The organism is Microcystis sp. LE19-10.1B (genome assembly GCF_027530565.1).
Classification (GTDB): domain Bacteria; phylum Cyanobacteriota; class Cyanobacteriia; order Cyanobacteriales; family Microcystaceae; genus Microcystis; species Microcystis aeruginosa.
In genome coordinates this window covers 1-9,820 of sequence record NZ_JAPZQM010000112.1, presented here as the reverse complement: position 1 = coordinate 9,820, position 9,820 = coordinate 1, and the positions used below count along the sequence as shown (strand labels likewise).

6 protein-coding genes and 3 pseudogenes are annotated in these 9,820 nt (G+C 38.4%); all 9 read left to right on the top strand.

Features of this window, described 5'->3' with window-relative positions; genetic code table 11:
- Positions 1 to 200: 200 nt before the first annotated feature.
- On the top strand, positions 201 to 413 hold the full coding sequence (locus O9332_RS03985) for an Hfq-related RNA-binding protein (protein ID WP_002756689.1): 213 nt from the start codon (positions 201 to 203) through the stop codon (positions 411 to 413).
- 360 nt (positions 414 to 773) lie between these two features.
- Positions 774 to 1,022 (top strand): annotated as a pseudogene (locus O9332_RS03980) (glycosyltransferase); the annotation flags it as partial.
- Positions 1,023 to 1,123: 101 nt separating this feature from the next.
- Positions 1,124 to 1,579, top strand: coding sequence for a GtrA family protein (locus O9332_RS03975; RefSeq protein ID WP_288023738.1), 456 nt, complete (start codon positions 1,124 to 1,126; stop codon positions 1,577 to 1,579).
- Positions 1,580 to 2,298: 719 nt separating this feature from the next.
- Positions 2,299 to 3,477: a hypothetical protein gene (locus O9332_RS03970; protein WP_288023735.1), complete on the top strand. Its 1,179-nt coding sequence runs from the start codon at positions 2,299 to 2,301 to the stop codon at positions 3,475 to 3,477.
- A 320-nt stretch (positions 3,478 to 3,797) separates the two neighbouring features.
- Complete coding sequence (locus O9332_RS03965; protein WP_288023732.1) at positions 3,798 to 4,970, top strand: glycosyltransferase family 2 protein; 1,173 nt, start codon at positions 3,798 to 3,800, stop codon at positions 4,968 to 4,970.
- A gap of 287 nt (positions 4,971 to 5,257) precedes the next feature.
- Positions 5,258 to 5,839: pseudogene (locus tag O9332_RS03960) on the top strand (ISAs1 family transposase); the annotation flags it as partial.
- A gap of 133 nt (positions 5,840 to 5,972) precedes the next feature.
- Complete coding sequence (locus O9332_RS03955) at positions 5,973 to 6,674, top strand: hypothetical protein (protein ID WP_002756702.1); 702 nt, start codon at positions 5,973 to 5,975, stop codon at positions 6,672 to 6,674.
- Positions 6,675 to 7,005: 331 nt separating this feature from the next.
- The gene (locus O9332_RS03950) at positions 7,006 to 8,241 is read left to right on the top strand and encodes a hypothetical protein (protein WP_288023729.1); all 1,236 of its coding nucleotides are present in this window, start codon (positions 7,006 to 7,008) and stop codon (positions 8,239 to 8,241) included.
- A 301-nt stretch (positions 8,242 to 8,542) separates the two neighbouring features.
- Positions 8,543 to 9,679 (top strand): annotated as a pseudogene (locus O9332_RS03945) (ISL3 family transposase); the annotation flags it as partial.
- Positions 9,680 to 9,820 lie beyond the last annotated feature (141 nt).

Genomic DNA, 9,820 nt, shown 5'->3' with positions numbered 1-9,820 from the left:
GTCAGTCTGTAGAGCGACCATAAGACCAGAACAGAGTAAATCTGTTAAGGCAGGTGCGAAAAATCCTTCGGGAAAGAAGCAGAAACCTAAATCGTGAGGTTTGGGAATCACCGTCCGTTTACGGCGGTGAGGATGTCAAGGTCAATAAAAGCTACTCAACAGGAATAATAGAGGATGAACACCTCATCGATAAACTCATTATGTCTCAATTTGATCCTGGTCTGCCGAGTATCAAACAAGTACAGAGCTATATTCAAGAGAAACGGGAAGTAGAAATTAAGTTAAGCACCGATGATCTCCTCGTTGGTCGCATCCTTTGGCAAGATGTTAACTGTCTATACCTGGTCGATCACTACGATAAACCCACTTTAATTTGGCAACAGTCTCTAGTTTATTTAAGACCTAAAGCCTAGGGGGAAATTGGCGATATTTGGCTGTGGGATGCGTCCCGGACGCATCAAAAATTCAGTAGCAAGCAGATAGCTTTTGAGCAAATTTAACGTCAGTTGGGGTTAAGGAGATTTGGCCATGACTTCTAGCAAATAATCAGGTGGGATGGCGAGGATAGCATCAGAATTTCAGTTGCTCGAAAATTTGGGTCAAATTGCCAAATAAAGAAAGTCAGAGAGTCGGGTAGAGCGATCGCCATTCAACTTCAGATATAGATTGCCGCTCAGAGGAAAAAGAATAAGCAGATTGTCTGCTAACAATTTGGGACACTGCTGTACATAACCTGTTATACTCTTGGGCAAAACGACTCCACCGCCATTGTTATGCTGGAAAATCAGGTCATGGCAGATGCCGCCTCTAAGGAGCAGATACCTACTCTAGAATTATCCATCATCATGCCTTGTCTCAACGAGGCGGAAACCCTGGCCACCTGTATCGGCAAAGCACGAGATTATCTGGAACAACACAAAATTGCGGGAGAGGTGCTAATCGCCGATAATGGCAGTAGCGATGGTTCCCAAGAAATTGCCACTAATTCAGGGGCGCGGGTGGTTCCTATCCCAGAAAGGGGACTATGATCATAAGAGATTTGAATATGTGAGGACAGTTTATCTGTATTCGATATAGTAGTTACTATCGTCTAACCCAAGTTATTGCCAAAGTAATCTAAATTATGATTAATCTACTTCAAAAGAGTTTTTACAAATTTTGTTCTTTACTATCTAGTCAACAATTTCGACGATTTTTTATTTTTGGTTTAACCTGTAATATTATTTATACTTTTTCCATATATTTATTAACTGAAAAAATCAAATTTCATTACATTGCTTCGGTAGTGATTGCTCTAATTTATACAAGTTTTATTGGGTTTTGCCTAAATAAGTTTTATACTTTTAATACCAGTACAAAAACCTTTTTTCCAGAATTGATAAAGTACTATAATGTCATGTTTTCTGGCTTATTAATTAACGTGGCTTGGATGTTTATTTTGGTAGAAGTATTTAAACTATGGTACATGGCATCGGTAGTAATTGTGAGTGCAGGTTTAATGTTTTATAATTTTTTCTTGCACAAACACTGGAGTTTTCGTGGTTTAAATAAGCATAAAAAAGACCCTAAGAGCAGATAGTTTTCCTTGTTATTAGTAGGTCAATTTCGACGTTACTTAATTTAGTTAAGTGCAGTAAATATTATGGCAAAAAAACAATTATTGACGAGAATATTTTGCGAAGATATAAACAAATTATTCTTTGCTTGTGGGATTTTATCAATGATCATTATCAAGTTTTTTTTAATCAGAAACAGTGAAATTGTTGGTCAGACAAGAGATTCCTTGCTCTATACGTTAATGGCAGATCAGAATATTTGGTTTCCTACTAATAAAGCTAAGGCAATAATCGATTATATGCCAGGATATCCAATATTTATAATGTTTTCTAATTTTCTTAATTTTTCTCTAAGAATTAGTCATGAGATTTTTTACACTCTCTCTAATATTTTATTAGTTTTTAGTTTTAGATTACTAAAAATTCCTCGATATATCTGCTTAGTTATTTTTGCAATTTTAACTTTTCATATAACAACTTTTCTGTGGTTCAATACTATTTTAACTGAAACAATAGCCATTAGCTTATATCATATCCTTTTGGCTTTAACTGTCATAACTGTTATGTCAGAAAATTTAGCCAGGAAACTAATATGGCTCTTCGGTTTGTCTTATGCAACGGACAGGATTATAAGAGATGAAACCCTTATAGAGAAAGATATTTGGCGATTTTTGTCAATTATTTTTGATCTAGAGCGAACTAATGGATTAAATCTCTTGCCAGATAAGGATTTAGTCGATTTATGCCCCCCTATCGAACCATACCAAGTAACGAAGAGCCACTAATATTTTCCGTTCTTGGTGGATTGTGTTTAGGAATAATATTCATTACCCGTCCAGAGCAGATAGTGTTCTTCCTGAGTTACCTAGTTGTTTTTGTTATTCTTGTATTAAGAAATAGAATGAATATAGCAAGAGCTATTCGAGAAGCTTTGCCGATTTGTATTATTCCCATTGCTATAAGTTTATTAATTACTACAGTTTTTACTTTATTAAATGCTTTTTTTCTAGAATTACCAGCGTTATCCATTAGTAACTCATCGGCTTTCAAAGAAACTTTTTCCCAGATTCAGAGTATAGATGATGGTCAAAATATAGATGATTTTGAGTTTGTCAATATAAATCGCCAACAATTAAAAATGGCTTATCAAGTGAGTCCAACATTGAATCAAGTCAAACCTCTAATCGAAGAAGAATTAGCTAGGAGAATTACTAGACTCGGTGGAAAAGATACTACTAATATAGAAGTAGCAATTGATTGGGTGTACTGGTCAACAATAGAAGCAATTAGAAGAAGCAATTTAACAGAAGATAGGAGTATGTATCAAGTTTTTACTCAAATTAATTCTGAACTGCAAGAGGCATTTAACGATAAAAGAATTAACCAGAAAACTTTCTCTTTTGATGATATAGATATAGGATTTTGGCTAAACAAATTTCCTCATTCATTAACTGAAATGAGTGGATATTTATTTTTGCCACGAGTCAGTAGTAAGAAATTATTACAAAATACGGATGATCCTCGAGTAACCCCTGAAATGAGATCAATATTTAATCGAGTGGCACATCGTCGAACTTATCTAGTTAACCAACCAGATTTAAATAAAGACCTTATCTTCTATTTAAACCAGATCACTCCTTTAATTCAGATCATCAATATTCTTGGAATGATATCTTTTGTAATATTATTGGTCTATTACTTGGTTAAACCTGTTCACTCCCAACTTCTCAATCAATACACATTGATTATTTCTTTTGCCTTATCTATAATTTTACTCCGCTTATTTTTGTATATTGCAATTGATCTGGCATTTTTCCCTGCACCTTCACGTTATTTATTCCCCAGTAATCCATTGCTATCGGCACTGTCAATTCTAAACTTATATGTTACAACTAAACTTTTAAGTTCATTTCGATTTTAAGCTTGATATAGCTAAGGTTTATGGCTGTGAAACCAAGATAAACTTCAATTTTTAATTTTTCAGTATCATTTTCTCTGGGTTGCCAAATTTTTGCCCTAAGCTGTTCGTAATCTAAACCCCGTTGTTGGGATGCTGAAGGCCCTGTCTAGCTTAGATAGCTTCGGAAATCTGGATAATGAACAGCCCAATCATTATAGGTTATTGGGGACAAAGACAAGCCAATCAATTAAGGCGGCACTGTTGAGCAATCAAAAATTTGTTGTCACAAATGTCAATAATCCTGTTATACTCTTGAGCAAAACGACTCCACCGCGATTGTTATGCTGGAAAATCAGGTCATGGCAGATGCCGCCTCTAATGAGCAGATACCTACTTTAGAATTATCGATCATCATGCCCTGTCTCAACGAGGCGGAAACCCTGGCCACCTGTATCGGCAAAGCGCGAGATTATCTGGAACGACACAAAATTGCGGGAGAGGTGCTAATCGCCGATAATGGCAGTAGCGATGGTTCCCAAGAAATTGCCACTAATTCAGGGGCGCGGGTGGTTCCCATCCCGGAAAGGGGTTATGGTAGCGCCCTGCGGGGAGGTATCGCCGCCGCCAAAGGTCAATACATTATTATGGGGGATGCCGATGATAGCTATGACTTTACCAATCTCTCGCCTTTCCTAGAAAAATTGCGACAGGGTTATGATTTGGTGATGGGCAATCGTTTTCAGGGGGGAATTAAACCCGGGGCGATGCCAGTATTGCATAAGTATCTGGGCAATCCTGTCTTGACTTGGTTAGGACGGTTATTTTTTGGTAGTCCCTGTGGTGATTTTCACTGTGGATTGCGCGGGTTTAGTAAACAGGCGATCGAACAATTGAACCTACGCACCACTGGCATGGAATTCGCCAGCGAGATGGTGGTGAAAGCATCCCTCTACGGTCTGAAAATTACCGAAGTACCAACCACTTTATCCCCTGACGGTCGCAGTCGTCCCCCCCACCTAAAAACTTGGCGCGATGGCTGGCGACATCTCCGATTTCTCTTAATGTATAGTCCTCGCTGGTTGTTTCTCTACCCCGGACTGGCTTTAATGTTTCTGGGGTTTGTGGCGACGATTTGGTTTATGACCCAACCGAGAGTTCACACCCTTCTCTATTCAGCCACAGCTTTGATTATTGGCTTTCAAATCGTCAGTTTTGCCATCTTCACAAAAGCTTTTGCTATCAGCGAGGGTTTATTACCGGAAGACCGCAAGTTAAGACGATTTTTGCGTTATATTAATCTGGAGGTGGGATTGAGCATTGGCGTAATTTTATTTTTGCTAGGTATGGGCGGTTCACTGTATGCTTTATATATTTGGAATGCTCGACTTTATGGGTCTTTAGATCCAGCCGTGACCATGCGGATTGTCATTCCTTCCGTAACCGCTCTAGCGTTGGGAGTACAGGTGGTTTTTTCCAGTTTCTTTTTAAGTGTTTTGGGATTGAAACGAAGATAAAAATAATTGTAACTGATTGTTATCGGCTTTATTGCTTCTAAACTTATATGTTACCCTTCAACTTTCGTATACTCAAAAATACCAAGAAATAGACAATCATCCTAGTTCTTATGGTATCCGTATTAAACAGGGTAAGCTCATCTAATTTAGCAGTTAAGTAGGTAGGCACAATTATTTGTAGGATGGGTTAGCGGTAGCGTAACCCATGCGGGCGTTGGGTTTCATGCTTCAACCCAACCTACGTTCATTTTATATTTAATTCCACCCACCTACTTAATCATATTCAAGCCAAAAAAGCTGACTACGTTGTCGCCCTTAAAGCTAATCATCCGACTCTTTATACTCAGGTCAAAAACTGGTTTGAGCAAGCTCAAGCACATCAATTTGATGGTATTCAATTTAGTTATGATTACCATCTGGAAAAAGGTCATCATCGCCTCGAAAAACGTTGGTGTTGGGCTGTACCCTTAGAAGCTTTCGGCGGTCTTTATCAACAGGCTCAATGGCAAGGAATTCAAAGTATTATCATAGTTAAACGAGTTCGTCATCCTGGTCATAAAACCACTTGTGAAGTCCAATTTTATCTCAGTTCTCTCCCTGCTGATGCTCAAAAAATAGGTAATGCTATTCGTAAACATTGGAGCATTGAAAATCAGGCTCATTGGATTTTAGATGTTACTTTTAATGAGGATCAATGTCGGATTCGCTCAGGCCACAGCCCTCGTAATTTTGCCTTCTTGAGACGAGTAGCACTTAACGCTCTTAACCAAGAATCCAGTTACCGACGTAGTCTGGCACAAAAAAGTCAACGGGCGGCCATGGATAATAACTATATGATGGCTGTGCTGAAAGCCTTTTGTCAAGCCTAATTGAGATGCTCTTACCCTGGGTGATTCTGGCAAGAGCATTTGTTCGCTTGACTTGCTGTTCTTACTTATTATACTATAACAGTCCTTGGGCTATCAATTTTTCGAGATACCCAACTATGTAAACAAATATATTATGAATCAAGGCATTGACTATTTTAATCGTGGACATTGGTTAACAGGGATTCAAGAACGCTTAAGTGTAGAAGCTCGCCGTAAGATGTTTGATTTAGCTATGAACAAACTCGATTTACGGGCAGGAGAAAGTATTATTGATATTGGTTCTACTCCAGATGTGGAGAGGATAGACAGTAACTGTATGATTCCCTGGTTTCATGAAGCAGGGTTAACTGTCGCCCTCTCTTCCCCAGAAGACATTTCTTCCCTGAGCCAAGTGTTTCCTTTTGCCAAAATTTTAAGCCCCAATGGATTTCATCGCCCAATTCTTGCTAAGGAGTGTGAGTTTGATGTAGCCACCTCTAGCGCAGTTTTAGAACATTGTGGTTCGACTCATTTACAGGTTGAACATATTCGAGAGTGTGCCAGAGTTGCTAGTAAAATATTCTTAACTACACCCAATCGTTGGCATTGGCTAGAATTTCATACTAAACTTCCCCTAATCCATTGGTTACCTAAATCTTGGCATCGGTTTCTATTAAATATAGTCGGGTTATCCTTCTGGGCTAAGGAAGATAATTTAAACCTACTGGGTAGAGCCGAATTATTAAACTTAGCTAAACAAGCTTTAGGAGACAATTTCAGTATTAGAGTCGAAACCATCTGGGCGCTGGGAATGCCTTCCAATTTAGTATTATTAGCTAGACGTATTAATGACTAATACAGGGTAAGCGCATCTTAACAATCCTTGACAAAATGAACTTTATGTGAGTTGCTTACCCAGAGGTACATTCAGGCATATTTGAGGAGAATTTGCCATCTCAATTGTTAAGCAAAAATCGACCCAATGTTAAGATTTCGTAACTATTCTGATTGACTGGTATCACTTGAAATGCCCACACAGCAAGCAGATCACAAAAGGGGCTAATTGTCAATAGCGTTTGAGATGCGCTCACCCTGGTATTAAATGTAAAATACTTGGATAAAACGTCAAGGTAGTTATGCAGACAAAGAACTCGTATTTTTTAGATTTAACTCCTCTAAGAGAATTGATGCTTTCCAGAACCTTCTGGTTCAGTCTCAGCATCGTATTCTCTATTTTGTACAGTATCTTATTCTTACAAATCGCTTTCGGTAGCGAGTACAGTATTCAGGATGACGCACGCCGTATTATCGTTTGGATGATGCGCTTCTCTGATTCAGAGCTTTTTCCCGATGATTTCCTGATGAACTATTATCAATGGTTGACTCCTTCGGGTCTCGCGAGTCTTTATAAATTGATGTCAATGGTGGGGATAAACGCCATAGTTTTTAATAAGCTCGTACCGATCGCCCTAGGTTTAATATCTACCATTTATTGCTATCGAGTCTCCCTACAAATTCTGCCCGTACCTTTGGCTGGATTTATCTCTACACTATTTCTCAATCAAAATCTGTGGTTAAAAGATGATTTAGGTTCCGGTACCCCAAGAGGCTTTTTATACCCTCTTTTTCTGGCCTTTATCTATTACTTACTTCGCTCTTCCACGATTCCTTGTTTACTCTCTTTAATTTTACTGGCTTTCTTTTACCCTCCTTCGGTTCTGGTTGCTTCTGGAGTCTTAGTTCTCCGTCTCTTCTCCTGGAATAACCAAAGATTGCGTTTGACTACAGACCGAAAAGAGATTGTTTTTTGTATAGTCAGCTTGCTGGTTGTATTTTTAATCTTACTGACATATCTTTTCAAAAGTAGTGACTATGGAGCCATGGTTTCTCTGGCGGAAGCTCGAAATTTGTCAGAGTTCGGACAAGATGGTAAAATCGGATTTTTTCATCGAGAGCCGCTGACCTTTTGGACCTGTAATGATTATAGCGGTTTTTTTCCGAGAGATTGGTGTATTTTTAACCCCTTCAAGAGAAAATTTTTCCTCTTACCACCTCAAATTCTACTCGGACTAGCCTTGCCGATTATCCTCTATTATCGCTCCCATTTTTCTCTAGTGGAACGAATCACGAGCGCACGATTTATCCTGCCACAAATTTTGCTTTCCTCGATCGCCTTTTATCTAATCTCTCACGCTGTCCTCTTCAAGCTATATTTACCGCAAAGATACACGGAACATAGCCTAAGGATAGTTTTCGCTATTGCGGGGGGAATCGCTTTATCGATGCTGATCGATAAACTGTTAGAATGGGGGGCTAAAAAGACTATAGCAAGTGGAATAACCATCATTATCGGCTCTTCGGTTTGTGTTATGCAATGGACGGGGGTTATAAGGGATGGAACCCTTATAGAGAAAGGCATTTAGCGATTTTTGTCAATTGTTTTTGCTCTAGAGCGTACTAATCAATAAAGTCTCTTGCCAGATAAGGATTTAGTCGATTTATGCCCCCCTATCGAACCATAACAAGTAACGAAGAGCCGCGTTGGCTCTTCGGGAATTGTTATGCAAATAATTAACTTAAAATAAAATTCGATGAGAGCGCCTACGCTCAAAAGTAGCTGAAATTAATACAGGGAGGGACTTGAGGCACAAAAGGGTTAATAACAAAAGATATACAAATGAGTTAAGATTTGATATAATAGCCAAAAACCCGAGTGTTTTACTTATGATACTTGACAAATTTTTGAACCTACAAGGAACCTGTATTCAAGGCTATCGACACCTAGAAAATATCGGTATAAGCTAAACGGCGCTTAACCTGCATGATCCAACAGCTATAACCCTTTTGGAGTCTATATCGGTGATCCGAAGTAAAAGCCGTTTAGCTTAGTTTTCCGAATCGAATCGAAAAATCAAAAAGCAATCTGTCCTCGTTGTGGGTTAGAGAGCGATAAACTCCACCAAAATCATCGACATTTAGTCAAAGATTTACCAATCTCAGGACAACCAGTGTACCTACAAGTTAATCGTCGTCAATTTAAGGGCGATAATTGTCGAAAACCCTTTAGCGAAGAGTTAGATTTTGTCGCCAAGAAACGAACCTATACGAAAAGACTAGCCGAGAATATACTCGAACAATTAAAAGAAGGAGATATTTTAAATGTTAGCCGAAGAAATGACGTAACGGAAGAAGAGATTCAAGGAATGATAGAGGACATAGCTGAAGAAATTACAGAGACAGACCTATCGGAATTAAAAAGACTAGGAATTGACGAAATCGCTCTAGTCAAAGGACAAAAAAATTACTGTGCAGTTTTAGTAAATTTAGATACGGGAAAACTAATAGCTATTCTAGAGAAGCGAACACAAGAGGAGTTGAGAGAAACGCTTACAGGCTGGGGAAAAGAGGTGTTAGAGCAAATTGAAGAAGTGAGCATAGACCTTTGGTTGTCCTATAAAAATTTGGTGAAAGAATTGATGCCATCGGCCGAGGTAGTCGCCGATAGATTCCATGTAATGAAACAAATTATAGCGTTTCTGATTCACAAGAGGTACATTCCCGATCCTGAACAGCTTAATCAGCAAAGGTTTAAGTGTGCCGCACAGATGCGAGAACCGCTATAATCAAGAGTTAGACGAACAGAGAAGAGCGGAAAAAAGAGCCGTAGAAGCGCAGAAAAATAAAAAACAGAAATCGGAAAAAGAAGCGAAGCTAGAAGTTTTAAAGCGAAGTAAATATAGCCTGTTAAAAAATGAAGAAGATTTAACGGAAACCCAAAAAATTAAACTAGAAGCTATCAAAGAAAATTTCCCAAATTTGAAAAAGATGCACGAGTTAAAGGAAGAATTTAGAAAGATTTATGGGTTCTTCGGTTTGTCTTATGCAACGTACAGGATTATAAGGAATGAAACTCTTATAGAGAAAGACATTTGGCGATTTTTGTCAATTGTTTTTGATCTAGAGCGAACTAATCAATTAAGTCTCTTGCCAGATAAGGATTTA